The organism is Nocardiopsis sp. MT53 (assembly GCF_019598965.1).
In the GTDB taxonomy this organism is placed as follows: Bacteria; Actinomycetota; Actinomycetes; order Streptosporangiales; family Streptosporangiaceae; genus Nocardiopsis; species Nocardiopsis changdeensis.
Map to the genome: position 1 here is coordinate 704,290 of NZ_CP080599.1, position 26,251 is coordinate 730,540.

Annotated in this window: 27 protein-coding genes; 7 read left to right on the forward strand and 20 right to left on the reverse strand. The window is 72.9% G+C overall.

Translation table 11 applies throughout. The features are described 5' to 3' along the window. Positions 1-685 precede the first annotated feature (685 nt). From rdgB to K1J57_RS02940, 6 genes are all read right to left on the reverse strand, one after another. Positions 686-1,291 carry an RdgB/HAM1 family non-canonical purine NTP pyrophosphatase gene (rdgB, locus tag K1J57_RS02915; protein WP_220565317.1) on the reverse strand — a complete coding sequence of 202 codons (606 nt, stop codon included), beginning with the start codon at positions 1,289-1,291 and terminating at the stop codon, positions 686-688. A gap of 50 nt (positions 1,292-1,341) precedes the next feature. After that, positions 1,342-2,019, reverse strand: coding sequence for a ribonuclease PH (rph, locus tag K1J57_RS02920; RefSeq protein WP_305082822.1), 678 nt, complete (start codon positions 2,017-2,019; stop codon positions 1,342-1,344). A 121-nt stretch (positions 2,020-2,140) separates the two neighbouring features. Then, complete coding sequence (locus tag K1J57_RS02925; RefSeq protein WP_220562938.1) at positions 2,141-2,893, reverse strand: MBL fold metallo-hydrolase; 753 nt, start codon at positions 2,891-2,893, stop codon at positions 2,141-2,143. Between the two features lie 347 nt (positions 2,894-3,240). Continuing rightward, positions 3,241-4,188, reverse strand: a complete 948-nt coding sequence (locus K1J57_RS02930) for a PLP-dependent cysteine synthase family protein (protein ID WP_220562939.1) — start codon at positions 4,186-4,188, stop codon at positions 3,241-3,243. Positions 4,189-4,196: 8 nt separating this feature from the next. Beyond that, the gene (locus tag K1J57_RS02935; protein WP_220562940.1) at positions 4,197-4,475 is read right to left on the reverse strand and encodes a MoaD/ThiS family protein; all 279 of its coding nucleotides are present in this window, start codon (positions 4,473-4,475) and stop codon (positions 4,197-4,199) included. Positions 4,476-4,571: 96 nt separating this feature from the next. Further along, entirely contained in the window at positions 4,572-4,979 is a 408-nt protein-coding gene (locus tag K1J57_RS02940; protein ID WP_220562941.1) for a Mov34/MPN/PAD-1 family protein, read from the reverse strand. Positions 4,980-5,121: 142 nt separating this feature from the next. Between K1J57_RS02940 and K1J57_RS02945 the strand changes: the two genes are divergently transcribed. Both K1J57_RS02945 and K1J57_RS02950 read left to right on the forward strand, forming a co-directional pair. Then, positions 5,122-6,423 (forward strand): nicotinate phosphoribosyltransferase, encoded by a 1,302-nt coding sequence (locus K1J57_RS02945; RefSeq protein ID WP_220562942.1) that lies wholly within the window; start codon positions 5,122-5,124, stop codon positions 6,421-6,423. Positions 6,424-6,470: 47 nt separating this feature from the next. Then, entirely contained in the window at positions 6,471-7,043 is a 573-nt protein-coding gene (locus tag K1J57_RS02950) for a nicotinamidase (RefSeq protein ID WP_220562943.1), read from the forward strand. 48 nt (positions 7,044-7,091) lie between these two features. Here K1J57_RS02950 and K1J57_RS02955 read toward each other — a convergent pair whose 3' ends face one another. Continuing rightward, complete coding sequence (locus K1J57_RS02955; RefSeq protein ID WP_220562944.1) at positions 7,092-7,955, reverse strand: alpha/beta fold hydrolase; 864 nt, start codon at positions 7,953-7,955, stop codon at positions 7,092-7,094. Positions 7,956-8,057: 102 nt separating this feature from the next. Continuing rightward, positions 8,058-9,074, reverse strand: coding sequence for a tryptophan--tRNA ligase (locus K1J57_RS02960; RefSeq protein WP_220562945.1), 1,017 nt, complete (start codon positions 9,072-9,074; stop codon positions 8,058-8,060). Between the two features lie 84 nt (positions 9,075-9,158). Here K1J57_RS02960 and K1J57_RS02965 point away from each other — a divergent pair, with 84 nt between their 5' ends. Together K1J57_RS02965 and K1J57_RS02970 are read left to right on the forward strand one after the other, a co-directional pair. Beyond that, positions 9,159-9,425: a hypothetical protein gene (locus K1J57_RS02965; protein WP_220562946.1), complete on the forward strand. Its 267-nt coding sequence runs from the start codon at positions 9,159-9,161 to the stop codon at positions 9,423-9,425. Continuing rightward, positions 9,422-9,754 carry a type II toxin-antitoxin system PemK/MazF family toxin gene (locus tag K1J57_RS02970; protein WP_220562947.1) on the forward strand — a complete coding sequence of 111 codons (333 nt, stop codon included), beginning with the start codon at positions 9,422-9,424 and terminating at the stop codon, positions 9,752-9,754. Before K1J57_RS02965 ends, K1J57_RS02970 begins: the two co-directional genes overlap by 4 nt. A 5-nt stretch (positions 9,755-9,759) precedes the next feature. Here the strand turns inward: K1J57_RS02970 and K1J57_RS02975 are convergent, their stop codons facing one another. The 7 genes from K1J57_RS02975 to K1J57_RS03005 form a co-directional block, all read right to left on the reverse strand. Beyond that, entirely contained in the window at positions 9,760-10,692 is a 933-nt protein-coding gene (locus K1J57_RS02975; protein WP_220565318.1) for a zinc metalloprotease, read from the reverse strand. 146 nt (positions 10,693-10,838) lie between these two features. After that, on the reverse strand, positions 10,839-12,563 hold the full coding sequence (locus K1J57_RS02980; RefSeq protein ID WP_220562948.1) for a DEAD/DEAH box helicase: 1,725 nt from the start codon (positions 12,561-12,563) through the stop codon (positions 10,839-10,841). A gap of 308 nt (positions 12,564-12,871) precedes the next feature. Then, on the reverse strand, positions 12,872-13,135 hold the full coding sequence (locus K1J57_RS02985; protein WP_220562949.1) for a hypothetical protein: 264 nt from the start codon (positions 13,133-13,135) through the stop codon (positions 12,872-12,874). Between the two features lie 10 nt (positions 13,136-13,145). Continuing rightward, a complete protein-coding gene (locus K1J57_RS02990; RefSeq protein WP_220562950.1) occupies positions 13,146-13,952 on the reverse strand; it encodes a class E sortase in 807 nt (268 codons plus the stop codon). Between the two features lie 42 nt (positions 13,953-13,994). Then, a complete protein-coding gene (locus tag K1J57_RS02995) occupies positions 13,995-14,870 on the reverse strand; it encodes a heme ABC transporter ATP-binding protein (protein ID WP_370634592.1) in 876 nt (291 codons plus the stop codon). After that, complete coding sequence (locus K1J57_RS03000; protein WP_255647108.1) at positions 14,867-15,895, reverse strand: iron ABC transporter permease; 1,029 nt, start codon at positions 15,893-15,895, stop codon at positions 14,867-14,869. Before K1J57_RS03000 ends, K1J57_RS02995 begins: the two co-directional genes overlap by 4 nt. 77 nt (positions 15,896-15,972) lie before the next feature. After that, positions 15,973-17,070: a hemin ABC transporter substrate-binding protein gene (locus K1J57_RS03005; RefSeq protein WP_220562952.1), complete on the reverse strand. Its 1,098-nt coding sequence runs from the start codon at positions 17,068-17,070 to the stop codon at positions 15,973-15,975. A 240-nt stretch (positions 17,071-17,310) separates the two neighbouring features. Between K1J57_RS03005 and K1J57_RS03010 the strand changes: the two genes are divergently transcribed. The 3 genes from K1J57_RS03010 (at position 17,311) to K1J57_RS03020 (ending at position 21,545) form a co-directional block, all read left to right on the forward strand. After that, positions 17,311-18,717, forward strand: coding sequence for an LPXTG cell wall anchor domain-containing protein (locus tag K1J57_RS03010; RefSeq protein WP_220562953.1), 1,407 nt, complete (start codon positions 17,311-17,313; stop codon positions 18,715-18,717). A 128-nt stretch (positions 18,718-18,845) separates the two neighbouring features. Beyond that, positions 18,846-19,514, forward strand: a complete 669-nt coding sequence (locus K1J57_RS03015) for an HtaA domain-containing protein (RefSeq protein WP_220562954.1) — start codon at positions 18,846-18,848, stop codon at positions 19,512-19,514. Between the two features lie 129 nt (positions 19,515-19,643). Next, complete coding sequence (locus K1J57_RS03020) at positions 19,644-21,545, forward strand: HtaA domain-containing protein (protein ID WP_220562955.1); 1,902 nt, start codon at positions 19,644-19,646, stop codon at positions 21,543-21,545. A gap of 73 nt (positions 21,546-21,618) precedes the next feature. On the opposite strand, the gene K1J57_RS03025 is transcribed toward K1J57_RS03020, so the two are convergent. The 5 genes from K1J57_RS03025 to K1J57_RS03045 form a co-directional block, all read right to left on the reverse strand. Then, positions 21,619-21,861 carry a DUF3039 domain-containing protein gene (locus K1J57_RS03025; RefSeq protein WP_220562956.1) on the reverse strand — a complete coding sequence of 81 codons (243 nt, stop codon included), beginning with the start codon at positions 21,859-21,861 and terminating at the stop codon, positions 21,619-21,621. 59 nt (positions 21,862-21,920) lie between these two features. Next, positions 21,921-22,502 (reverse strand): YqgE/AlgH family protein, encoded by a 582-nt coding sequence (locus K1J57_RS03030; protein ID WP_220562957.1) that lies wholly within the window; start codon positions 22,500-22,502, stop codon positions 21,921-21,923. 63 nt (positions 22,503-22,565) lie between these two features. Then, a complete protein-coding gene (locus tag K1J57_RS03035; protein ID WP_220562958.1) occupies positions 22,566-23,975 on the reverse strand; it encodes an NAD-dependent malic enzyme in 1,410 nt (469 codons plus the stop codon). Between the two features lie 294 nt (positions 23,976-24,269). After that, complete coding sequence (locus tag K1J57_RS03040; RefSeq protein ID WP_220562959.1) at positions 24,270-25,010, reverse strand: AAA family ATPase; 741 nt, start codon at positions 25,008-25,010, stop codon at positions 24,270-24,272. A 235-nt stretch (positions 25,011-25,245) separates the two neighbouring features. Next, the gene (locus K1J57_RS03045; RefSeq protein ID WP_220562960.1) at positions 25,246-26,196 is read right to left on the reverse strand and encodes a tetratricopeptide repeat protein; all 951 of its coding nucleotides are present in this window, start codon (positions 26,194-26,196) and stop codon (positions 25,246-25,248) included. Positions 26,197-26,251 lie beyond the last annotated feature (55 nt).

Below are 26,251 nucleotides of genomic sequence, written 5' to 3' on the forward strand. Positions count from 1 at the left end.
CAATCAAAGGAACCTCGCACACTCGAATCTCACCGATTCTCGTGTGACGGGGCCAAAACAAACTTGGCTGTAAAAATCGAACACGCGCTGTTGAGTTCTCAAGAAGCAACCGCCCTTCCCGTACAAGCCCGGAACCCTTGGGTCCCGTGTGCTCTTCCGTGGAAGGCGTCTGCGTTTCCGCTTTGTTGTGTCTTCACTTTATCAGTGTTCCCGTTCCCCGCCAAATCGGCGTGGTCCGGAATGGACCGACCAGGAGTGAAGAATTCCTGTTTCCCTTCGCCGCCCTTTTCAGGGCCGCCTCCGAAGCCTACCGCCTGCGGGCGCATGCCCGTGACGCTCTGGTCGGAGTGAATAGGAGGTGCCGCTTCGACGCGGTCCGGGGCCGAACACGCCCTCTGGGCGCTCGCCGTCCCGCAGCGACTCGTTCGAGTGTAGGTAACAGCTGATGCGACGTCAAATCGCCTGGTCGGCGGGGCGGGAACCCCTGCCCTCAGGCGATCTCCGCGGGTTGTGGACCCCCCACACCGGGGATCGTGTGCGGCCGCGGCCGTTTCGTCGGACGAGGGTGGTCCTGCCCCTGCGGCCCCGGCCTCAAACCGGTATCGGGGAACTTTTCCCGTCATCCCAGGTCGAAAGCTTGAGGGGCGGCCCGGACGGGCCGCCCCTCGACGCGCGCGGGACCGCGTCAGACCATCGCCGCGATCTCCGCCGCCAGCTTGCGGAAGGCGATCCCCCGGTGGCTGATGGCGTTCTTCTCCTGGGGGGACAGCTCGGCCGTGGTGCGGCTCTCGCCCTCCGGGACGAAGACCGGGTCGTAGCCGAACCCGTTCTCCCCCCGGGGCTCGCGGATCACCCGGCCGCGCATCTCGCCCTCCGTCACGACCTCGGTGCCGTCGGGCAGGACCAGGGCCGCGGCGCACACGAACGCGCCGGCGCGGCGTTCCGGCGGGGTGTCCGCCAGCTGGTCCAGGACCAGCTCCAGGTTGGCCCGGTCCTGGTCGTCCGCGCCGAAGCGGCCGGCCCAGCGGGCCGAGAGCACGCCCGGCATGCCCCGCAGCTCCTCGACGCTGAGCCCCGAGTCGTCGGCCACCGCGGGCAGCCCCGTGTGGGCGGCGATCGCGCGCGCCTTGAGCAGGGCGTTGCCGACGAACGACGGCTCGGTCTCGGGGACCTCCGGTGCGTCCGGGAACGCGTCGAGGGACAGCACCTCGGCGCTCACCCCGGCGTCCGCGAGGATGGCGCGCAGCTCGGGCACCTTCTTGGCGTTGCGGGTGGCCAGCACGATCTTCACGATTCCCCCTTCTCCGGCGACGCCGCCGATCCGGGTGCCGTTGAGTACGGTCACTCCGCCAGGGCCTTCTTCTGGAGGCCGGTCAGTTCCTCGCAGCCGCCGACGGCCAGGTCGAGCAGCTTGTCGAGCAGTTCGCGGTCGAACGCCGCGCCCTCGGCGGTGCCCTGCACCTCGATGAACTTCCCGTCGCCGGTGAGGACGACGTTCATGTCGATGTCGGCGACGGAGTCCTCGAGGTAGTTGAGGTCCAGCCGGGGCTGGCCCTGGACGACGCCGACGCTGACCGCGGCCAGGGAGCCGGTGAGCGGGTTGTTCTTGAGGTTGCGGCGCTTGCGCAGCCACTTCACGGCGTCGGCGAGGGCCACGTACGCGCCGGTGATGGCGGCGGTGCGGGTGCCGCCGTCGGCCTGGAGGACGTCGCAGTCCAGGGTGATGGTGTGCTCCCCCATCGCCTTGAAGTCGACGACCGCGCGCAGGGAGCGGCCGATGAGGCGGGAGATCTCGTGGGTGCGGCCGCCGATCTTGCCGCGTACGGACTCGCGGGCGCCGCGGGTGTCGGTGGCGCGGGGCAGCATCGCGTACTCGGCGGTGACCCACCCCTCGCCGGTGCCGCGGCGCCAGCGCGGGACACCGTCCTCGACGGTGGCGGCGCACAGCACTCGGGTGTCCCCGAACTCGATGAGCGCGGAGCCTTCCGCCTGGCGCAGCCAGTTGCGGGTGATCGTCACGGGGCGGAGTTGGGTCGGAACTCGTCCGTCAGGTCGGGCCATGGTCAAGAGCGTATACGTGCGCGCTCGCCCCGGGGGCGGGTGTCGCGAAGGCGTGCGCGCGGTGGGACCCACGCCACGCTCAGCCGCCGATGGTGTGCGTCCGTCCGCTGCGGGCCAGGTCGATGGGCCCGTCGTAGGTGGATCGGGCCTCCGCCAGGGTGACGTCGTCGTCGTTCCACGGCACCAGGTGGGTGAGCAGCAGACTGCGGGTCCGGGCGCGGCTGGCGTGCTCGCCGGCCTCGCTGCCGGTGAGGTGCATGTCCTTGGGGTGCTCGACGTGGTCCTGGAAGGCGGCCTCGCACAGGAACAGGTCCGTGTCGGAGGCCAGGTCGACGAGGGAGTCGCAGGCGCCGGTGTCCCCGGAGTAGGCCATGCTGGCGCCGTTGTGCTCCAGGCGGATGCCGAAGGCCTCCACCGGGTGGTTGACGCGGTCCACGCGGACGGTGAAGGGGCCGATGCCGAGGGTCCCGGGGGTGAGCTCGTGGAAGTCGAAGACCTCGGTCATGCCGGGGTCGGGGTCCAGGCCGTAGGCCTCGGCGACGCGCTCGGAGACCCCGCTGGGGCCGTAGACGGGGATCCGGGGTTTGGCGCCGTCGGGGTGGAACATCCGGGCGACCCAGTACGAGCACAGGTCGAAGCAGTGGTCGGCGTGCAGGTGGCTGAGGTAGACGGCGTCGACGGAGTAGATGTCGACGTGCCGCTGGAGCGCGCCGAGTGCGCCGTTGCCCATGTCGAGGAGCAGGCGGAAGCCGTCGGCCTCGACCAGGTAACAGGAGGCGGGGCTGTCCGGCCCCGGGAAGCTCCCGGAGGACCCGATAATCGTGAGTCGCACGTCGTCGTCGCCTTCTCGAAGGGCCGCGCGGCTCCGTGGCACCCCCGACCGTGTGCGCGGAGTACGGATGGCGGCTGGTTCAGCGGTTGTCCCGTTGTTACGGGTCTACCCCAATGGCCGCCCGGGTGGTACAAAATGTGTCCTGCATCTCACGCGACCTCGATCACGTGTGAATTTTTCACACCATATGACACGTTCCGTGTGGTTCGTTCCCGCCGTATTACGGTCCGTTTCCGGCCCGCCGACGTGCGCGGGGGTGCCGCGTCCGCATCCGGACACCGGCCGTGGGAACACGGCGGGGGCGGCACCCCGGGTCCGGGATGCCGCCCCCTGGGGGCGCGTGCGGGTCAGGCCCAGAGCTGGCCGTCGAGGCGCTCCTCCGCCTCTTCCAGCGTCCCCTCGTAGGCCCCCGTCGACAGGTACTTCCACCCGGCGTCGGCGATGACGAACGCGATGTCGGCGCGCTCCCCCGCCCGCTCCGCCTTGCGGGCCATGCCCAGCGCGGCGTGCAGCGCCCCGCCGGTGGAGATCCCGGCGAAGATGCCCTCCTTGTCCAGGAGTTCCCGGGTCCGCCTGAGGGCGGCGTCGGCGGGCACGGAGAACCGCGTGGTGAGCACCGACTCGTCGTACAGCTCCGGGACGAACCCCTCGTCGAGGTTGCGCAGGCCGTACACGAGCTCGCCGTAGCGCGGCTCGGCTGCGACGATCCGCACGTCCGGCCGGTGCTCGCGCAGGTAGCGGCCCACACCCATGAGCGTTCCGGTGGTACCCAGACCCGCCACGAAGTGGGTGATCTCCGGCAGGTCCGCGAGGAGCTCGGGGCCGGTCGTCTCGTAGTGGGCGCGGGCGTTGGCCTGGTTGCCGTACTGGTAGAGCATCACCCAGTCGGGGTGTGCGGCGGCCATCTCCTTGGCGACGCGGACCGCCTCGTTGGAACCGCCGGCCGCGTCGGAGAAGTGGACCTCGGCGCCCCACATGGCGAGGAGCTGCCTGCGCTCCTGGGAGGTGTTCTCCGGCATGACGCAGACCATGCGGTAGCCGCGGAGTTTGGCGACCATCGCCAGGGAGATGCCGGTGTTCCCCGACGTCGGCTCCAGGATGGTGCAGCCGGGGGAGAGCAGCCCGTCCTTCTCCGCCTGTTCGATCATGAAGAACGCGGCGCGGTCCTTGATGGACCCGGTCGGGTTGCGGTCCTCCAGCTTCGCCCACAGCCGGACCTCCGGGGAGGGCGAGAGCCGGGGCAGGCCGACGAGCGGCGTGCCGCCGAGGGAGTCGAGCAGGGATTCGTAGCGCATGGGCGCGCCTAGCGGCTTCCGCCGGCCACGGCGGGCAGGATCGTGACGTTGTCGCCGTCGGAGAGCTTCGCCTCCAGGCCGCCGACGAAGCGCACGTCCTCGTCGTTGAGGTACACGTTGATGAAGCGGCGCAGCTTGCCGTCGTCCACCAGGCGCGCGCCGATGCCCGGGTAGCGGCTGTCCAGGTCGCTGAACAGCTCGCCCAGGGTGTCGCCGCTGCCCTCGACGGCCTTGGCGTCGCCGGTCAGGTTGCGCAGGATGGTGGGGATGCGGACCTCGATGGCCATAGGTGTGTCTTCCCGTGAACGTGGTTGGTGTGCGTACAGTCCCAACGAGGCGCCTCCCACGGCCATTCCGCGGGCCCCGTCGGGCGGGGCGGGGTGCTACCCGGTGATCTCCACCGGCTCCTCGGTGACCTCGCCGTCCAGGATCCGGTAGGAGCGCAGCTCCGCGGTCTCGGGGTCCCTGGTGGACACGAGCACGTAGTGCGCGTTGGGCTCGGACGCGTAGGAGATGTCGGTGCGCGAGGGGTAGGCCTCGGTGGCCGTGTGGGAGTGGTAGATCACGACGGGTTCCTCGTCGCGGTCGTCCATCTCCCGCCAGACCTTCAGCTGCTCGAGGGAGTCGAACCGGTAGAAGGTCGGGGACCGCTCGGCGTTGACCATCTCGATGAACCGTTCGGGACGGTCGGTCCCCGCGGGGCCGGCCACGATGCCGCAGGCCTCGTCCGGGTGGTCGCGACGGGCGTGGGCGACGATCTGGTCGTAGATCGAGCGATCAATCCTCAGCATGCCTCCCAGGGTATCGGAACAAATTTCCCTACCAACCGAATGGGTATTGTTAGCGTCGGCCGAGGTCACCCCGTTCGCGATCCGGTCGAATCAGGGCAGGTCGGCGTGAGGTCGCACAACTCCACGGATTAGGCTCATGCCCATGAACGACCATGGCAGCAGCGCGCTGCTGACCGACCACTACGAGCTGACGATGATCCAGGCGGCCCTGCACAGCGGGGCGGCGGCCCGGCCGTCGGTGTTCGAGATGTTCGCCCGGCGCCTGCCCGAGGGGCGCCGCTACGGCGTCGTCGCGGGGACCGGGCGGTTCCTGGAGCAGCTGGAGGGCTTCCGGTTCCGCACCGAGGAACTGGACTTCCTGTCCGACAACGGTGTGGTGGACGACACGACCCTGCGCTGGCTCTCGGAGTACCGGTTCTCCGGGAACGTGTGGGGCTACGGCGAGGGCGAGGCCTACTTCCCGGGGTCGCCGATCCTGGTCGTGGAGGGCACCTTCGCCGAGGGTGTGATCCTGGAGACCCTCGCCCTGTCGGTGTTCAACCACGACAGCGCCATCGCGTCGGCGGCCAGCCGGATGGTCGTGGCGGCCGGCGAACGGCCGTTGATCGAGATGGGCTCGCGCCGCACCCACGAGGCGGCGGCCGTCGCCTCCGCGCGCGCCGCGTACGTGGCCGGGTTCGCGACCTCCTCCAACCTGGAGGCGGGGCGCTCCTACGGGGTGCCCACCGGCGGCACCGCCGCGCACGCGTTCACGCTGCTGCACGACAGCGAGCGGCACGCCTTCTCCACGCAGCTGGACTCGCTGGGCGCGCAGACGACCCTGCTGGTGGACACCTACGACGTGGAGCGGGCCGTGCGCACCGCCGTCGAGCTGGCCGGGCCGGAACTGGGCGCGGTGCGCATCGACTCCGGCGACCTCGGCAAGACCGCGGGGCGGGTGCGCGAGCAGCTGGACTCGCTCGGCGCCACCGGGACCCGGATCGTGGTGACCGGCGACCTGGACGAGCACTCCATCCAGGCGCTGGCCGTGGCGCCCGTGGACGGCTACGGGGTGGGTACATCCCTGGTGACCGGTTCGGGCGCGCCGACGGTGTCGCTGGTGTACAAGCTGGTGGCGCGGGCGCACGGGACGTCCGCGGACCTGCCGCTGGAGCCGGTGGCCAAGCGCTCGGTGGGCAAGCCGAGCCGGGGCGGCCGCAAGTGGTCGGTGCGCCGGCTCGACGACACGGGCACCGCGATCGCCGAGGAGGTGTTCCCCTACGAGCCGCCGGAGGCGGTGGGGACCCGCCCGCTGCTGCGGCCGCTGGTGTCGGACGGCGAGGTGGTCGGCGGCGAGAGCGTGCACGACGCGCGCGAGCGCCACCGCGCCGCGGTGGCCGAGCTGCCCGAGCAGGCGCTGCGGATGTCGCGGGGCGAGGCCGCCCTGCCGACGGTGTTCCACTGACCGGCCGTGTTCCGGTGGACCGGGTTGCGAGAGGAAGGGGTGCCGGCATGACCAGAGCGCTCATTGTGGTGGACGTGCAGAACGACTTCTGCGAGGGCGGCAGTCTGGCGGTGGCCGGGGGCGCCGCCACCGCGGAGGCCGTGACCGGGCACGCGCGCTCGGGCGGGTACGACCACGTGGTCGCCACCCGCGACTACCACATCGATCCGGGGGCGCACTTCTCGGACGAGCCCGACTTCGTGGACAGCTGGCCGCGGCACTGCGAGGCGGGCACGCCGGGGGTGGAGTTCCACCCGGACTTCGACGCCTCGCTGGCCGAGGAGGTCTTCAGCAAGGGCCGGTACACGGCGGCCTACAGCGGGTTCGAGGGGACCGCCGAGGACGGCTCGACGACGCTGGCGGAGTGGCTGCGCGAGCGCGGGGTGGACGAGGTGGACGTGGTGGGCATCGCCACCGACCACTGTGTCCGGGCCACCGCGCTGGACGCCGTGCGGGAGGGGCTGCGCACGCGGGTGCTGCTCGGCCTGACCGCGGGTGTGGCGCGGCCGACCGTGGACGCCGCGCTGGCGCAGCTGGACGAGGCGGGCGTGGCCCTGGAGGGCGAGCCGCGGGTCGGCTGACCCCGACGGGTGGGAGGGCGGGGCCGTGCGGTCCCGCCCTCCTCCGTGTCAGGGGTGGGAGAGCAGGGCGCGCAGGACGTCGCCCGCGCGCGTCCACAGCAGGGAGCCGCCCTCCCCCGGCAGCAGGTGGCGGCGGGCGCCGGGGATGCGGCGGGTGAGCAGGGCCGCCCGGTCCGGGGAGTGGAAGGCGTCCAGTTCGCCGTACCAGACGTCGGTGGGGACGGCGGCCTGCTCCGGCGCCGGGTCCCAGCGGCCGGAGGCCAGGACGGTGTCGCGGGCGTACCCGGCGCCGTCGCCGGCGAAGCCCTCGGCCAGGGCGCGGCGGTAGGCGGCCGCGAAGGCGGGGGCGCGGTACACGGCCGCGTCGCGTTCGGGGGCGTGGGCGGTGACCAGGTCCCACATGCCGTCGGGGCCCAGTTGCGCGAGGTCGCGCCCGGCGCGGTCCGGGTCGGCGGCCACGGCGTCGCGCAGGGCCCGCGCGCCGGGGTCGAGGAGGTCGGCCAGGCCGGGGTGGGCGATCTCGTCGGCGGGCGAGACCAGCGCCAGGGCGCGCGCCGTGCCGGCCGCGGCGCAGGCGAGGGCGAAGGGAGCCCCCTGGGAGTTGCCCACGACGGCGGGGCGGCCCAGGCCCAGGTGGTCCGCGAGGGCGCGGGCGTCGGCGGCGAAGTCCGCGGCGGTGCGGCCCGGGGCCGGGTCCGAACCGCCCAGGCCGGGGCGGTCCGCCGAGACCAGGTGCACGCCGAGTCCGGCGAGCAGGTGGGTGCCGAAGCCCAGGGAGCGGCCGGTGGCGGCGCCGGGGCAGAGCAGGACGGGGGTGCCGCCGGGGTCGCCCCACGAGCTCCAGGCCAGGGCGCGGCCGTCGGACAGGGTGAGCGCGCCGGTGCGCTCGGGGGCGTCGACTCCGAGTTCCATGCCGGGGAGCCTAGGGGTGCCCACGCCGCCCCGACCAGTGGTTTTCCCGGACACGCGAGGGGGCGGCGGGAGGGTTCCCGCCGCCCCCTGCCGTGTCGCGGCTCAGGCGACGCCGATGGCGGCGCGGACGCGGTCCAGGACGTCGCGGGCGCGCTCGCGGGCGCGGGCCGACCCGGCTTCGAGGATGTCCTCGATCTCCTTCGGGTTCGCCATGAGCTCCTCGTAGCGCTCGCGCTTGGGGCCCAGCTCGGCGTTGACCGCCTCGAAGAGCTCGTTCTTGAGCTCGCCCCAGCCCATGCCGCCCTGCTCCAGGCGCTTGCGCACGTCGGCCGTCCTGTCGGCGTCGGCGAAGTGGGTGAGGAGCTGGAAGGGCACCGAGGTGTCGGGGTCCTTGGGGTCCTCGACGGGGGTGGAGTCGGTGGGGATGCGGCGGATCGCCTTCTTGAGCTTGTTCTCCGGCAGGAAGAGCGGGATGTGGTTGTCGTAGGACTTGCTCATCTTGCGGCCGTCGACGCCGGGGAGGATGCTCGCCTCGCTGTCGTCGATGACGCCCTTGGGCAGGGGGAAGGAGTACCCGTGCGCGCCCTCGCCGTAGCGGTTGTTGAAGTACCCGGCGATGTCGGCGGTGTACTCGATGTGCTGGGACTGGTCGCGGCCCACGGGGACGTGGGTGGCCTGCATGATGAGGATGTCCGCGGCCATGAGGATGGGGTAGTTGAACAGCCCCATGTTGACCCCGGCGTCCAGGTCGGTGATCCCGGCCTCGTTGTTGCGGTCGCGGGCGGCCTTGTAGGCGTGGGCGCGGTTCATCAGGCCCTTGGGGGTGAGGGCGCTGAGGATGGTGGTCAGCTCGAAGGTCTCGGGGACCTTGGACTGCTGGTAGATGACCGTCCTGGCCGGGTCCAGCCCGCACGCCAGCCAGGTGGCAGCCCCGGACCGGATGCTGTGGCGGAGCTCGTCCGCGTCCTTGACGGTGTTGAGCGCGTGGTAGTCCGCGACGAAGTAGTAGGTCTCGTAGACGTCCGCGGCCGCCAGGGCCGGCTGGATCGCGCCGACGTAGTTGCCCAGGTGGAAGTCACCGGTGGGCTTGATCCCGGTCAGGTAGGTGTTCGCTGCCATGCCCCAAGGAAACCACACCCCCGCGCCCCGGTTTCCGCGCCCCGGGAGCCTACTTTCGGGGGCGTGGATATGCATACTTGAGGTATGACTTCCACGGATACCACGATCAAGGTCCCCAGAGCCCTCCGCGACCGCATCAGCCGCCGTGCGAAGCGCGAGCACACCACCCTGGCCGCGGCGATCGAGCGCGCCCTGGACGAGTCCGACGAGTTGGAGTTCTGGCGGGAGGTGCGCCGGCACAACGCGGAACTGTCCGCCGGCGAGCGGGAGGCGTACACGTCGGACCGGACCCTCGGCGACGATCTCGCCGATTCCGGGGACGACGCGTTGACCGCGGAGGACGCGTGGTGAGGCGTGGCGAGATCCACATGGCCGACCTGGGCGACCCGATCGGGCACGAGCAGGCGCTGCGGAGGCCGGTGCTCATCGTCAGCGCCCAGCCCTGGCTGGACTCGAACCCTCCGGTGGTCATGGCCGTGCCCCTCACCCGCACGCGCCGGGAGAGCCCGACCCATGTGGAGATCGAGCCGGGCTCTTCCGGGTTGAAGGAGACCAGCTATGCCAAGTGCGAGGACCTGCGTGCCATCTCGCCGCTGCGGCTGGAGCGGAACTTCGGGATGGTCCAGGACACGGTCCTGTTCCGGGTGGAGCTGATCCTGCGCAGGCTGCTCGGGCTCTGACCCCGTCAGGGGCGGTGAGGGGAGCGGAAGGCGGCCCAGTGTTCGGCCATGCGGCGGGCCTGGCCCTCGGTGAAGTGGGTCATGCAGTCGTCGTCGCTGTAGTCCATGAAGTTGGTGACCGGGTCGCGGCCGCCGCGGTGCGGGCAGGAGTCGCGGCCCTGCGGGCAGCCGGCCGCGGCCTCGCGCTCGTAGGGGGTGTCGCCGACGTAGTCGCCCGGGGTGGTGCAGCCGTTCTGGAAGGTGTGGAACAGGCCCAGCCAGTGGCCGACCTCGTGGGTGCCGGTGTGGCCCAGGCCGAAGCGCTCGCGGCCGCCGCCGGGCAGGGTGTCGTGGGCCAGGACGACGCCGTCCTGGTCGGGCGCGGCGGCGTGGTCCTGCGGGAAGCTGGAGTAGCCGAGCAGCCCGGTGCCCAGGTCGGCGGTGTAGATGTTGAGCGTGTCGGCGCCGCCGCGGTGCAGCTCGGAGCGGATGCGGTCGCGGTGGCCGTTGAAGTCGGAGAACCAGGCGTCGTTCTCGCTGCGGGTGACCTCGGAGAGGGTGAACCGGAAGCCGGTGTCGGCCCCGGCGGCGTCGTAGCCGCCGGAGTAGGCGGTGTTGAGGACGTCGATCTGGTCGCGGATGCGGGCGTCGCTCACGTGGCCCCGGCCGTCGGTGGCGGAGATGACGTGGACCACGACGGGGACGGTGCCCGGCGGGGCGATCTCGTGGGACCGCAGGGAGCGCAGCGCCTCGCGCAGCCGGTCGTTGTAGCGGGCGGCCTGCTCGGGGGTGAGCTCCCCGCTGTCGGTGACGGTGTCCGATCCGGGTTCGGCGAGGCGGGCGGTGGTGCCCGGCGGGCAGTCGGGCCCGCGGACCGCCGCCGCCCGTTCGGTTCCGGCCCCGGCGGGGTCGGGCAGCGCGGTGCCCGCGACCATTCCGCTCAGGGCGAGTCCGCACATCGCCAGTCCGGTCCAGAGTGCGGCGGTCGCGCCGCGTGCGTTTCGTCCAATCACTTCACGGACTGTAGTGAAATGAACACGTATAGCACGCGAGCCCGGGCGCGAGCTTGCGAAGTGTTTGCCCGGATGGCCCGGAATACCCCCTACTACTTGCCGCCGACCGCCCAGACGCGGAGCTTCGCGATGCGCTCGCGGATCTGGTCCGGGGTGGCCTGGGCGACCGGCGGCCCGCCGCAGGCGCGGCGCAGCTCGTTGTGGATCACCCCGTGCGGCTTGCCGGTGCGGTGGTGCCAGGCGCCGACCAGCCCGCTCAGCTCACGGCGCAGGTTCGCCAGGACCTCGTGGGTGGGGCCCTCGTCCCGGACCGGCTCGTCCTTCTTGCGGGCCTTGATCTCCCCGGCCTTGATGTCGTCCTTGCGCTTGCGCAGCAGCTGGGCCACCTGCTGGGGCTCCAGCAGGCCGGGCAGGCCCAGGAAGTCCTCCTCCTCGGTGGAGCCGGGCACGCCGCCGTACTCGTTGCCGTCGTAGAGGGCGCGGTCGAACTCGGCCGACGCCTCCATCGTCTCGAACGGCAGCTCCTCCCCCGCGTCGGGGGTGTCGCGCTTCCTGTTGGCCTCCTTGAGGAGGTCCTCCTCCGGGTACTCGTCGTCCTCGGCGGGGGTGCGGTCCAGGACGTGGTCGCGCTCGCGCTCCATGTCCCCGGCGAACTCCAGCAGGGTGGGCACCGAGGGCAGGAACACCGAGGCGACCTCGCCGCGCTTGCGCACGCGCACGAACCGGCCGATGGCCTGGGCGAAGAACAGGGCGGTGCTGGTGGAGGTGGCGTACACCCCGACCATCAGGCGGGGCACGTCCACGCCCTCGGACACCATGCGCACCGCGACCATCCACCGGTCGTCGCCCTTGGCGAACCGGGTGATCTTCTTGGAGGCGGTGGGGTCGTCGGAGAGCACCACGGTGGCGCTCTTGCCGGTGATCTGGCGGATGATGCGCGAGTAGGCGCGGGCGTTCTCGTGGTCGCTGGCGATGACCAGGCCGCCGGCGTCGGCGTGGGTCTTGCGGACCTCGGTGAGCCGCCGGTCCGCGGCCTGGAGCACGCGCTTGATCCAGTCGCCCTTGGGGTCCAGCGCGGCCCGCCACGCCTGGGAGAGCGCGTCCTGGGTGAGCGGCTCGCCCAGGCGGGCGGCCAGCTCGTCCCCGGCGCGGGTGCGCCAGCGCATCTCGCCGGAGTACGCCATGAAGATGACGGGGCGCACGACGCCGTCGGCCAGCGCCGGGCCGTACCCGTAGCTGTAGTCCCAGGAGCAGCGGCGCACCCCGGCGGAGTCCTGGACGTAGTCCACGAACGGGATGGGGTTGATGTCGGACCGGAAGGGCGTGCCGGTCAGGGAGAGCCGCCGGGCCGCCGGGTCGAACGCCTCGCGGGCGGCGTCGCCCCAGGACAGGGCGTCGCCCGCGTGGTGGACCTCGTCGAAGATCACCAGGGTCTTGCGGGCCTCGGTGCGGTTGCGGTGCAGTGCCGGGTGGGCGGCGACCTGGGCGTAGGTGACGGCGGCGCCGAGGTACTGCCGTCCCAGGGCCCCCTGTCCGTTGCGGAAGTCGGGGTCGATGGGGATGTTGAACCGCGCGGCGGCCTCGGCCCACTGCTTCTTGAGGTGCTCGGTGGGGCAGACGATGGTGATGGCGCGGACGGTGTTCCGCTGGAGGAGCTCGCTCGCCAGGGTGAGGGCGAACGTGGTCTTGCCCGCGCCGGGCGTGGCGACCGCCAGGAAGTCCCGCGGCTGTCGGCGGAAGTACTCCTCGAACGCCTCCCGCTGCCAGGCCCGGAGCCCGCTGAGGCGGTCCTCGGTCGTGGTCTGCGTCACCGTCATGCGTTTCGTCCCCCGATACTCACCTGCTCGAGATTAGCGGCCCGGTCCGACCGCACAGGGTCGGCTTCCCGTGGTGCCGCGCACATCCGCGGGCCCGGTTCGGCCGCCGCGAAGGCCCGCGAACGCCCGCGCACGGGCACATACGGACGCGAACACGCACGAGCCCCGCGGGTCCGGAGGTTCTCCGGACGGACCCGCGGGGCGCGCGTGTCGCGGCGGGACGCGCCCGGGGCTCCGCACAGGAGCCGTCCGGGCCGCCCGGCACGGGCGCCGGGCCGGGCGGGGCGTCCACCGGGCCCGGACCCGTGTCACTCGGCGGGCGACTCCTCCGCGGGGGCACCGGAGTCCGCCGGCACCACACCCGACTCGTCGGCCTCCTCGGCCCCCGCTCCCCCGCCGGCCCCGCCCGCGCCCTCGATGTCGACGGCGCCGTCGTTGAACGGCATGTAGGGGGAGATCGCCGGGAACGCGAAGAACCACAGCAGGGCGGCGGCCCCGGCCAGCAGGCCGAGCGCCATGATGAACTTGGAGATCCAGGGTCCGGGCAGGATGCGCCAGATCAGGCCGTACATGCGGGTCTCCTCACTCGCTCTCGGCGGCGTCGGGGGCCATGTGCGCGATCGAGTCGGGCATGCCCTCCGACTTGGGCGTGGTCTCGACGAGTTCGCCCCACACGATGAGCCGGTGCGTGTTGTTCAGCTTGGGGGCGCAGGTGGTGAGCGTGATGATCGACCGCCCCGGCTCGGCCTCGCCCGCGCCCTCGACGTCGTCGAACGGGTCGGGTTCGATCACCCACACGTCGGTGGGCACGACCGTCTCCTCGCGGAACACCTCGTAGGTGTAGAAGTTCTCGCCGTCCTCCAGCACCAGGACGTCGCCGTTCTCCAGCAGGTCGATGTCCCAGAAAAGGCCGGGGGTGCGGTGCGCGGCGATCGCGTAGTTGCCCGCCTGCCCGGGGCTGCTGGGGTACTCGGTGTAGTGCCCGGGGCTGTAGCGGATGTCGTCCTGCGTGGTGCCGTTGACGACGACCCAGTCCAGGTCCAGGGACGGGATGTACAGCCGGCTGTCGGCGCTGCCGGGCAGGGGCTCGGAGTCGGGACCGCGCTCCTCGGCCTCCGCCCAGGCGTCCTCCAGCCCCTGGGCCAGCCCCTCCTGCTCGCGGTCGGTCTCCCACCGGGAGCCGTACACCTCGTACGCCGCGTAGAACAGCATGAGGAGGCCCGCGGTCAGCAGGATCTCGCCGACGAAGCGGACGATGCCGCGCACCACGTCGCCGGGGGTGGCCCGGCGGCGGGGCGGGGGTTTGCGGCGGCGGCCGCCGGAGGAACGGCGTCGGCCCTCCCCGGATCCGGGGTCATCCTGTGGCTGTCGTTCCGTTGTGGACACCAATACGACCTACTCCTGTGGACGTCTCGCGTGTGCTCCGTGGACCTACCGGAGGGGCACGACCAGCGGGATCCCGGTCCTCGGGTGCGGCAGGACCTCGACCTCGTGCCGGTAGACGGTGCTGAGCAGGGACGCGGTGAACACCTCGGCGGGGGGACCCTGCGCGGCGATCCGTCCCTGGGAGAGTATCGCCACACGATGGGCGTAGGCCGCCGCAAGCCCCAAATCGTGCAGGACCACGATAACCGCACCGCCGCGTTCGGCGAGTGAACGCGCGATGCCCAGCACGAGTTCCTGGTGGTGGATGTCCAGGGCGGCGGTGGGCTCGTCGAGCATGAGCAGCGGGGTGTCCTGGGCCAGGACCCGGGCGAGCATGACGCGGGCCCGTTCGCCGCCGGACAGGGTCGGGAAGCCGCGGTCGGCCAGGTGGGAGACGCCGGTGCCCTCCATCGCGGCGGCGACGATCCCGTCGTCCTCGGCGGGGTCGGCCAGCCCCGCCCAGGGGGCGCGGCCCATGGCGACCAGTTCGGCGACGGAGAACGGGAAGCCGACCGAGGCCTCCTGGGGCAGGACGGCGCGGCGCAGGGCGAGCTCGGGCGGGGTCCAGGCGCCGAGCTCGCGGCCGAAGAGGTCGATGCGGCCGCCGTCGGCGCCGCCCCTTTCCGCGGCCGCGGCGAGGTCGCCGGACGCGGCGGCCAGCAGTGTGGACTTGCCCGCGCCGTTGGGCCCGACCAGTGCCACCAGCTCCCCGGCGCGGACGGTGAGGTCCACCCCGTCCAGGAGGGCGCGTCCGCCGCGGCGGACGGTGACGCCCTCGGCGCGCAGCACGGGGTCGCCGACGGCGACGGGGCCGGGGCGCGCGGGCGGGCGGGACAGGGGGGCGAGGGCGGCCCGGGTCCGCCGTCGGAGGGTGGGGATCACGACCAGCCTCCCTGCTTGGCGCGGGTGCGGTAGAGGAGGTAGAAGAAGAACGGTCCGCCGAGCGCCGAGGTGACCACGCCCAGGGGGATCTCGGCGGGGGCGGCGGCGGTGCGGGCCAGCAGGTCGGCGGCGAGCAGCAGCAGCCCGCCGCCCAGGGCGCTGGCCGGCAGCAGCACGCGGTGCCCGGGCCCGGTGACCATCCGGACGATGTGCGGGACGACCAGGCCGATGAAGGCCACGATCCCGGCGAAGGCCACGGCGGCCGAGGTGAGCAGTGCCAGGGCGATGATGAGGACCAGGCGCATGCGCTCCACGTCCACGCCCAGGTGGCGGGCCGGCCCCTCGCCCAGGGAGAGCAGGTCCAGGCGGCGCGCGTAGAGCGGGATGACGACCATCCCGGCGACCAGGCAGGGCACGATCGCCGCGACCTTGGACCAGGTGGCGGTGGCCACGCTGCCCAGCTGCCAGAAGGTGATGGTCTGGATCTCGGCGTCCTGGGAGAAGTTGGTCATCAGGCCGATGGCGGCACCGGCGATGGCGTTGACGGCGATGCCGGTGAGCAGCAGGGTGACGACCTCGGTGCGCCCGCGCGAGCGCGCGAACACGTACACGAACAGGGTCGTGGCCAGGCCGAACACGAAGGACGACGCGATGATCGTCCAGTGGCCCAGGACGGTGATCCCGGTGAAGATGACGACGATGGCGCCGACGGCGGCCCCCGAGGAGACTCCGATGACACCGGGTTCGGCCAGGGGGTTGCCGAAGATGCCCTGCATCATGGCCCCGGCCACGCCCAGGGCCGCACCCACCGTGACGGCGAGCACCACGCGGGGGAACCGCACGTCCCACAGGACGGTGCGGGCGACCTGGTCGGGCAGGGGGCCGGCGACCGGGAGGCCGAGGGCGTCCAGGACCGAGGCGGTGACCTGCCCGGCGGGGATCGGGTAGGCGCCGATCCCCGCCGCGACGACCGAGACGACGACCAGGCCGGCGGCCAGGCCGACGAGCAGCAGGCCGGCGCGCAGGCGGCGCCGGGCCCGGCCGGCCGTGACCGGGGCGGCCCGGCCCGTCCGCTCCGCGGACGTCGGGGTTCCGACGGCGGTCACGGGCCCTCCCCCGCCGCGACCGCGGTCAGCTCCTCGGCCAGGGCGGCGATGACCTGCGGGGTGCGGGGCCCGAAGTTGAGCAGCACCCCGTCCTCGAAGTCGATGACGGCGCGGTCGCGCCCGGCGGGGGTCTGGGCGACGCCGGGGATCTCGACGAGGCCGTCGACGCCGCCGACCGATTCCAGCCCCTTGGTCATGACCAGGATCACCTCGGGCTGAGCTGCGATGAGCGCTTCGCTGGTAATGGGGGTGAAGGGGGCGGTCAGGCCCATCTCGACCCCGGCGTCGCGGGCCCCGACCTCGGCGAGCATGGCGTCGGCCCCGGAGCCGGGTCCGCCGATGAGGTAGACCCCGGCGGTGCCGCGCAGGTAGAGGAAGGCGACGAGGGGGGAGCCGACGGCCTCCGCGGAGCCCTCGCGGACCTCGGCCATCTGGGCCCGTGTGCGCTCGGCCAGGGCGGTGCCCGCGTCGGGGACGCCCAGGGCCCGGGCGACGCGTTCGAAGCGCGGGTACATCTCGTCGAAGGACCAGGCCTCCTCGATGATCACCACGGGGATGCCCGAGCGCTGGATCTGCTCGATGGCCTCGGGCGGCCCGGTCTGGGTGTCGGCGAGGATCACGGTGGGCTCCAGGGCCAGGACGCTCTCGGCCGAGACCTCGTGCCCGCTGGTGACGACGGGCAGGTCGGCGGCCTCGTCGAAGGTGGCGGCCACGTCGCGGCCCACGACCCGGTCGCCCAGGCCGAGGGTGAAGACGATCTCGGCCAGGCCGCCGGTGAGGGGCAGGATCCGCGAGGTGTCGGTGACCTCGACCTGCTCGTACTCCAGGGGGTCTTCGCTGGTCCGGTAGGGGTCGAGCACGACGGAGTCGACGGTCACCGGCAGTTGCTGGACGAAGTCCTCCTCCAGGGGCTGGAGGCGGTTCTCGGCCAGGTCGGGGATGTCCCCGGTGCCGCCGGAGGCGGTGTCGTCGGGGGCTCCGGCACCGCCCGAGCAGCCGGTGAGGGCGAGTGCGAGGGCGCAGGCGGCGGCGAGCGCCCGGGCCCCGCGTCCGGGGCGTGCGTGTGCGGAGGGCCGGAAGGCGGCTGGGGCCATTGGGGATCGCTTTCGGGTCGGACCGGGGATCGGGGTCGCCGGGGGGACGACACCGACCTTTATATGACACCTTGTCACCATCTTGACAAGCCCGATGGTTCGATGTTCAACTGTTCCGGTCGCGAACTCCGGGTTAGGTAAGGCTCACTTGACCAAGGTAAGCGTAACCTAAACCGGTTTCGCACATCACGCGGGTCACCCCTACACGAACCGGACCCGCACGAACCCCGAAGGCCCCTGATGCAAGCAGCGGTTTCCCCCCGCCCGGTCACCGGGCGGCGCCGGGGCGGGCCCCTCCCTCCCCTGGCCGCCGCCGCGGCCGCAGTACTGATCTCCACCGCACTGCCCGCGGCGGCGTACGCAGAGCCGGCTCCCCAGCAGGAGGAGACCGGACACCCCCGGATCACCACCGTCGACAGGACCGAGGGGCTGGACCCCGAGGGTGACACCGTCACCGTCTCCGGGCTCGGCCACACCCCCGGATCCGTCATCGAGATCGCGACCCTCGCCGTTCCGGCCGGGCCCGACGGCGCGGCCGACACCGGAGAGGTCCGTGAGGAGGCCGTCACCGACACCGCGAACGCGGTGACGGTCGAGGTCGGCGGGCGCGGCGCGTTCAGCGCGACCCTCGTCACCGGAGCCGGGTTCGCCGCCGAGGCCGGACTCGACGCGGCCGCGGACGCCTTCGAGATCCGCCTGGTCGAGGTGGAGACCCCCGAGGACTCCGGGCCGGTCACCGGCACCTGGGGCGGCGACGCCCCGGCCGAGGAGGTCGTGGAGGCGCCCGGCCCCGGGATGAGCGCCCCCGTCATGGCCCCGGCCGCCCCCGCCGCGGCCGTCGTGGGCCGCGTCCCCGTCACGTTCGCGGCGCCCGAGGCCGCCCCGGCTCCGGAGGCGCGCCCGCGGACCTCTCCGCAGACCCAGGCCGGCGCGCCGCAGGCGCCCCTGCCGCGGGAGCCGGGGAACCCGAGGATCTCGGTCTCCAAGACCGAGGGCCTGGACCCCGACGGGGAGACCGTCACGGTCACCGGCACCGGCTACGACACCTCCAAGGGCATCTACGTCGCGCTGTGCGACATCTCCGGCGCGAGCTCCACGCAGGCCCCGACGCCGTGCATCGGCGGTGTGGACATGGACGGCTCCGGCGGCGCCTCCGCCTGGGTCTCCAGCAACCCGCCGCCCTACGGCGAGGGCCTGGCGGTCCCCTACGACGGCTCGGGCACCGACGGCGGCTTCAGCGTGCAGATCACGGTGAAGGCGGACGACGGCACCACCGACTGCGACTCCGCGGGCGTGGAGTGCGCCGTGGTCACCCGCAACGACCACACCCGGTCCAGCGACCGCGGCCAGGACGTGTTCGTCCCGGTGGCGTTCGGATCGGGCGGATCGGGTGACGGCTCCGGGAACACCGGCTCCGGTTCCGGCGGCTCGGGTTCCGGCGGTTCCGGCTCCGGGGGCTCCGGTTCCGGGGGCTCCGGCGGCGGCAGCGGTCCGCGCCCGAGCGGCGACCTGCCGCGCACCGGCACCGACCTGACCGTCCTGCTCCTGGCCGCCGCCGTGGCGACCGCGACCGGTGCCGTCGCCCTCTTCGCGACCCGCCGGCGCCGCGGCGCCGGGGACGACGCCCCCGACGGGGCCGCGGCCTGACCGACCCCCCGCTCTCCATGGCGGGCCCGTGCCCCGGCACGGGCCCGCGGGCACCACATCCGCCGCCCCGCCCCCCGGACCCCCGGGACCGGTCACCGTCTCCACTCGACGATGGGAATCGACGAACCATGGCCCTGACGACCACCCGCGGCACGACCACGGGCCGCCGCGCCCTCCGCACCCTCACCTCCGTCTCCGCCGCCTCCGCCCTGGCGGCGGCCCTGATCGCGGTCGCGGCCCCCGCCGCCTCCGCGGCCCCCGTCTCCGGCGGCTCCGCCGCCTGGGGCGTCAAGGAGTCCTTCCGCAACTACGTCTCCGGCCCCATCGCCGGAGGCGGCTACACGGCCTCGGGCGGCGCCACCGAACTGGGCGACGGCCTGATCGACTTCCCCACCTCCGGCGGGGACGTCGACGACGCCTTCTTCATCTCCGGCGAGGTGTCGTTCACGGGCACCGTGGTCTTCACCGGCCACGACTACGGCCAGGGCCCCGTCCTGGAGGTCCGGCTCTCCGACCCGCGCGTGGAGTTCGACGGGAGCACCGGCACGGTGTACGCCGACGTCACCAGCCGCGAGTTCCACGGCGCGAACCCGGCCCTGCCCCCCGGTGCCCCGGTCTCGTACGGCGAGGTCCCCGTCACCGAGCTGACCGGGGTGAACGTCGACGTCACCGGGACCGCGATCGAGTTCACCTCCACGGGCGGCACCCTGCACGCCGGCGCCGTCGACGCGTTCGCGGGCTTCTACCCCGCGGGCGCCGCGATGGACCCGATCTCCTTCACCACCGACGTCTCCTAGGCGCCGCGACCGTGGGACGGGCGGGCCCGTGGCTCCCGCTCCGCGCGGGCCCGCCCGTCCCCCGCCCCACCGGCCCCGCCGTCACCGGGGCCCCTGCCATCCCCCTCACGATTGGAACCGAAGAACCCCATGACCAGTACGACCGGCAGCGGCACGAGCGGAAGGCTCCGCCGCGCCCTGCGCTCCCTCACCGCGTACGCGGGTGTGGCGGCGGTGGGCGGTGCGCTCGCGGTGGCGAGCGCCCCCGCCGCCACCGCCGACGAGGTGCTCCAGCTCTCCGGCGGCTCCGCCGTCTGGGGGGTCAAGGAGTCCTTCCGCAACTACGTCTCCGGCCCCATCGCCGGAGGCGGCTTCGAGGCCTCCGACGGCGCGACCGCCACGGGCGACGGCCTGATCGACTTCCCGACGGCGGGCGGCGCGGTCTCCAAGGAGGACGCCTCCGGCGATGTGAGCTTCTCCGGGACCGTGGTCTTCACCGGCCACGACTACGGCCAGGGCCCCGTCCTGGAGGTCCGGGTCTCCGACCCGCGCGTGGTGTTCGCGGACGGCACCGCCACGGTGTACGCCGACGTCACCAGCCGCGAGTTCCTGGGGGCGAACCCGAACAACCCGCCGGGCGACCTCACCGGGTACGGCGAGGTCCCCGTGGCCGACCTGACCGGCGTCGAGGTCGACGCCGAGGGCGAGGACCTGGTCTTCACCTCCGCCGCGGGCTCCCTGCGCGAGGAGGCCGTCGAGGCGTTCGCGGGCTTCTACCCGGCGGGCACCCCGATGGACCCCCTGTCCTTCACGGCGGGCATCGACGACGCCGGGGGGAACCCCGGCCCGGTGCACGACCCCGCGGTCACCGTCACCCCGGCCTCCGGCCTGGACCCGGAGGGCGACGTCGTCACCGTCTCGGGCACCGGCTTCCGGCCGGGCGCGGGCGTCTACGTGGCGCTCACCGCGATCCCGCAGGCCGCGGACTCCTACCCGGCCCACTGGTACGGCTCGGGCGTGTGGCTGCGCGGCGACACCGCGCCGGACGCGCAGGGCTCCTTCAGCACCCCGCTCGACGTGGTGGGCGCCTTCAGCAAGGGCGGCGGCGAGTACGACTGCCTGGAGACGCAGTGCTACGTCGCCGTCTTCAACGACCGCAACGACCTGGCCAACCGCGACCAGGACGTGTGGACGCCGGTCTCCTTCGCCGGCGACGGGGAGCCGACCGAGGAGCCGACGGAACCCACCGAGGAGCCGACCGAGGGGCCGACCGACCCCGAGGGGCCGCTGACCGTCCACAACGGCCGCGCCGACTGGGGCGTGCGGGAGTCGTTCCGCACCTACATCGTGGGCAACATCGCCAAGGGCACGATCGAGACCCGCGACGGCGCGAGCCGCAACGAGGACGGCACCTTCGCCTTCACCAACGGCTCGGGCGAGGTCGACCTGGAGGCGTCCACCGCCGAGATCGGGTTCGAGGGCACCGTCCTGTTCCAGGGCCACGTCTACGGCGACGACGACCCGCTGCTGCACATGACCGTCCGGGACCCGCGTGTGGTCATCGACGGCGGCGAGGGCACCCTGTACGCCGACATCGTCAGCAAGTCGCTGGACGACGCCGAGCTGGTCACCTACGACGACGTCGCGTTCGCCGACCTCGACCTGTCCGGTGTGCAGTACGACCTGACCGACGGCGTGCTCGCCTGGGAGCCGATCCCGGCGACCCTGACCGCCGAGGGCGTGCCCGCCTTCGCGGACTTCTACGGCGAGGGCGAGCGGCTCGACCCGATCACGCTGACCGTCAGCGTCGACGAGGACGTCGACGTCCCCGGCGGCGGCGACGGTGGCGGCGACGGCGGCGGGAACCCGGGCGGGGGTGACGGCGACGGCGGCAACGGCGGCCTGCCGAACACCGGTGTCGCCCTGGCCGGCCTGATCGCGGCCGCCGCGGTGGCCGTCGGCGCCGGCGGCGTGGCCGTGGCCGCGTCCCGCAGGCGCCCGGCCGGTGCCGACGGGGACGGTGCCGACGAGGACGGCGGCTCCGGGGCCTGACCCTCCCGGTGGCGCACGACGAGGGCCCCGGTGCACCGCACCGGGGCCCTTCGCGTCGCGGGGACGGGCCGGATCAGGCCATCATCTCCTCGTAGATCTTCTTGCACTCGGGGCAGACCGGGAACTTCTTCGGGTCCCGGTTGGGCACCCAGACCTTGCCGCACAGAGCGATCACGGGGTTGCCGGTGACGGCGCTCTCCGTGATCTTGTCCTTCTGGACGTAGTGGGAGAACCGCTCGCGGTCCCCGCCGTCGTGCGAGGTGTCCGGCCTGGTCTCACTGTCCGGCAGGACCTTGTTGAGGACGTCCATCGACATCGTTCTCACCTTTCGAAGTCTGCGTTCCACGGTATAGGGTGCCGCGTCCCGGGCCGCCCTCAGTTCAGGGTGGGATCGTCCGGGTAGGTCGACAGCAGCGCCAGGTCGCCGCCCTGGCGGCGCAGCACCCGCGACCACAACCCCTCCGGGTCGGTGGTGAACACGTCGGCCGCGACCGCGTCCAGGACGTACCACGCGCCCTCCTCGACCTCCCCGGCCAGCTGCCCGGCGCCCCACCCGGCGTACCCGGCGAAGACGCGGAAGCCGCCCAGGGCGGTGCCCGGCACCGGCGCGGGGTTGTCCAGGTCGACCACGCCGATACCCGTCAAACCCGAGGCGGGGTCCAATCCTTCCAGAGGGGACCAGCCGGGCGGCGGCCCGTCCGGCCCCCGGACGCCCAGGGCGATGCCCGAGCCGGTGCCGACGGGACCTCCGGAGAACATGACGGCGGGCTCACTGGCCAGCTCGCCCCAGTCGACGACCACGTCGGCCACGGGCAGCCCGAGCGGCCGGTTGAGGATCACGCCGAGGGTGCCCTCGGGGGTGTCGTCCACGACGAACACCACCGAGCGGCGGAAGGAGTCCTCTTGGAGCACCGGGGCGGCCACCAGGAGCCGCCCGGTCATCGTCGGCTGGTCCATGCCACACCCCATACCCCGGAACGGGGCCGGAACCCGTGCCGGCACCCGTTCCGGAACGGTACGTCAGGCCCGGTCGGCCTTGTGGCCGCGCTGGGCGACCTCGCGGACGGCCGTGGCCACGTGCGTCGACAGGTCCGAGTGGAACACGCTCGGGATGATGTAGTTGGGGCCGAGCTCGTCCTCGGTGACCACGTCGGCCAGGGCCTCGGCGGCGGCGACCATCATGTCGGAGGTGACGTGGTTGCTCTGGGCGTCGAGCAGGCCGCGGAAGAACCCGGGGAAGACCAGCACGTTGTTGATCTGGTTGGGGTGGTCGCTGCGGCCGGTGGCGACGACGGCGGCGTGCAGGCGGGCCACGTCCGGGTCGACCTCGGGGTCGGGGTTGGCCAGCGCGAAGATGATCGCGTCGTCGTTCATCTCGGCGATGTCGTCGCCGGTCAGCAGGTTGGGGGCGGAGACGCCGATGAACACGTCGGCCCCGGCCACGGCGCCCTTGAGGTCGCCGGAGTAGCCGGCCCGGTTGGTGTTCTCCGCGATCCAGCGCAGGTTGGAGTCCATGTCCTCGCCGCGCCCGGTGTGCACGGCGCCGTGGATGTCGCTGACGATCACGTCGCGGGCGCCGGCGTGCATGAGCAGCTTGAGGATGGCGGTCCCGGCCGCGCCCGCGCCGGACATGGCGATGCGGACCTCGTCGAGCTTCTTGCCGACGACGCGTAGGGCGTTGCGCAGGGCGGCGAGCACGACGATGGCGGTGCCGTGCTGGTCGTCGTGGAAGACGGGGATGTCCAGCAGCTCGCGCAGGCGGGCCTCGACCTCGAAGCAGCGGGGGGCGGAGATGTCCTCCAGGTTGATGCCGCCGAAGCCCGGGGCGATCAGCTGGACGGTGCGGACGATCTCGTCGACGTCCTGGGTGTCCAGCGCGATGGGCCAGGCGTCGATGTCGGCGAAGCGTTTGAAGAGGGCCGCCTTGCCCTCCATGACGGGCATGGCGGCCTCGGGGCCGATGTTGCCCAGCCCGAGGACGGCGGAGCCGTCGGTGACGACGGCGACGCTGTTGCGCTTGATGGTGAGGCGGCGGGCGTCGTCCTTGTTGGCGGCGATGGCCTGGGAGACGCGGGCGACACCGGGGGTGTAGGCCATCGAGAGCTCGTCGCGGTTGCGCAGCGGCACCTTGGACTTCATCTCGATCTTGCCGCCCAGGTGCATGAGGAAGGTCCGGTCGCTGACCTTGTGCACGGTGACGCCCTCGACGGCGCCCAGGGCGTCGACGATGGCCTGGGCGTGCTCGGTGTCGCGGGCGGCGCAGGTGACGTCGATGCGGATGCGCTCGTGCCCGGCGGCGGCCACGTCCAGCGCCGTGATCATGCCCCCCACGCGCTCGACCGCGTTGGTGAGCCCACCCACGGCCGTGCTCCCCGCGTCCAGTTCGAGGCGGACGGTGATGGAATACGAAACGCTGGGAAGGGTGGCCACGTAATGCTCCTCGGGTGGTGCCGGTGCTTCTGTGTCCGGACGTGCGGACGTCCCCTGGCGCGGCGGCGTTGATGCGCTGCGGGGCATCGGATGTGCGCGGTGCCCCCCTGGGGCGGCATCGCGTCGGACCCCTGTTCGCGTTCGGGGGTCTCGCGACGGAGTCGCCTCACCCTACCCGAGTCAAGCGACCTGAGTCAGCACAAGCCGACAATTATCGCTTCCGTGAAAAACCGATGAATTTCGCACGAGCGCCGGGGTGCCGGCGCGGGGCCGCACCACCTCAACACCGCGGATTCAGGGGGTCTTCCCGGCCGCCCGGTCGCGGGCCGCGCGGACGATGACGTCGGTGCACGCCCGCACGGAGAGGACGGCGCCGTCGAGCACCATGTGGTAGTGCCCGGGCCGGGCGGCGTCGGTCCGGTAGAAGCGGCGGACGTAGGCGGCCCGGGCGCGGTCGTTGTCGTCGCGGACCCGGGCGGTGGGCGGCCCCTCCGCGGCCCCGCGCCCGTCGGTGGCCCCGGACTCCCACAGCTCGCGCGCCCGGCGCAGCCGCGCCTCGGGGTCGCCGTCGAGCCGGACGTGCAGGGCGGTGGGGTGGCCGGCCAGGACGATGGCCCCGGCCCGGCCCAGGACGACCCCGCCGGTGTGCGCGACCCCGCCGATCACCTGCTCGGTGTGCTCGACGAACTCGTGGTCGTAGAGCAGCCGCCCCTCCTCGTTGACGGTGCCGATGAAGGCGGTGTCGACGCTGCCCAGGGTGACGGTGGGCAGCCGCGCGGCCCCGGCGAGGAGGCGCTCCAGGCCGCTCGGCGAGCGGTCGTCGTGCTGGAGGGCCTCGTCGAGGGAGCAGCCGATCCGCCCGGCGACGGCGCTGGGCACCGCCCGGTCCAGGAAGGCCACCTCCAGGGCGGCGGCGACCGCCGGGCCGACGACGGCGCCGCCCGCGCCGTAGGTCGCCGAGATGGTGACGACGGGACGGGGCGGGGACTGCGCCTCGGGTGCCCGTCGGGGACGGTCGGGGGGAGGCGGGCTCATGGGCACCTGCCGGAGAGAGGCGGACCTGGTGGCAGCGGTTGTACCCGCCGCCGGCGGCCCCTATCCCCGGAGACCGAAAACCGGGAAAGAAAGGATGGTTTTACCGCTTTGTCCGGCTACCAGTGAGTAATAATTCTGATTTCCGCACAGTGGTATCTCCACCACGGCCGATTCCGGTCCTGTGTCCCGCACCGCCGCCCCCTCGCGCGGCGGTGCGGGACGGGCCGGACACGGCCTAGAACAGGGCGGAGGTGAGCCGCCGCCGCGCGGAGGCCACCGCCTTGTCGCCCGGGGGCAGCAGGTCGAACAGCTCCAGCAGGCGGGCCCGGACGGCGTCGCGGTCCCCGTCCGAGGTCCGCTTGACCGTCGCGATGAGCCGGTCGAAGGCGTCCTCGAACTTGCCGCCGTACATGTCCAGGTCGGCGACGGCCAGCTGGGCCTGCACGTCCTGCGGGTCGTCGGCGGCGGCCTTGCGCACGGCGTTCATGTCCACCGCGCGCAGCCGCCGGACCAGCCGGACCTGGGCGAGCTTGCTCTTGGACTCGGTGTCCTTGGGGTCGGCCTCGACCGCCTTGACGTAGACCGCCTCGGCCGCCTCGAAGTCCTCCCGGTCCAGGGCCTGCTGCGCCTCGGCGTCGACGGGGCGCAGGTCCGCCTCCGGGACGCCGGCCTCGGCCTGCTCCGGGCCGCCCTCGCCGAACAGGGTGCCGGGGTGCCCGGGCGGCAGCGCGCCCTGTTCCTTGAGCGCGGCGAAGGCCTCGGTCAGCCAGGCGGTGAGCTGGTCCTCGGGGACCGGGCCCGCCGGGCCGGGCAGGAGCTGGCCCTGCACGACGACGATGATCATCGGGGCGGTCGGCACCCGCAGCGCCTGCACGAGCTGGGGGCTGGCCTCGCCGTCGACCTTGGCGAGGAACCAGTTGCCGCCGGAGGCCGCGGAGAGCTTGTCCAGCGTGTCCTCGACCTGCTTGGACTGCTCGGACCAGCCGGCCAGGACCGCCAGGACCACCGGGGCGGCCATGGACCGCTCCAGGACCTGGGCCTGGAAGTTGGCCTCGTCCACGTTCACGGCATAGGGATTGGATCGACCCGCCGACTCCGCGGCGCGCTGCTTGGCCTCGCGTTCCATGGCCGCCTTGCGCGCACCGAGGTCGACGGCACTGTTCGGGGAAAAGTCCGAAGGCTGCATGTGTCCATCCTGCCGTATGCGCGGAAAGGACGCGGACCGAGAACCGGCCCGCGTC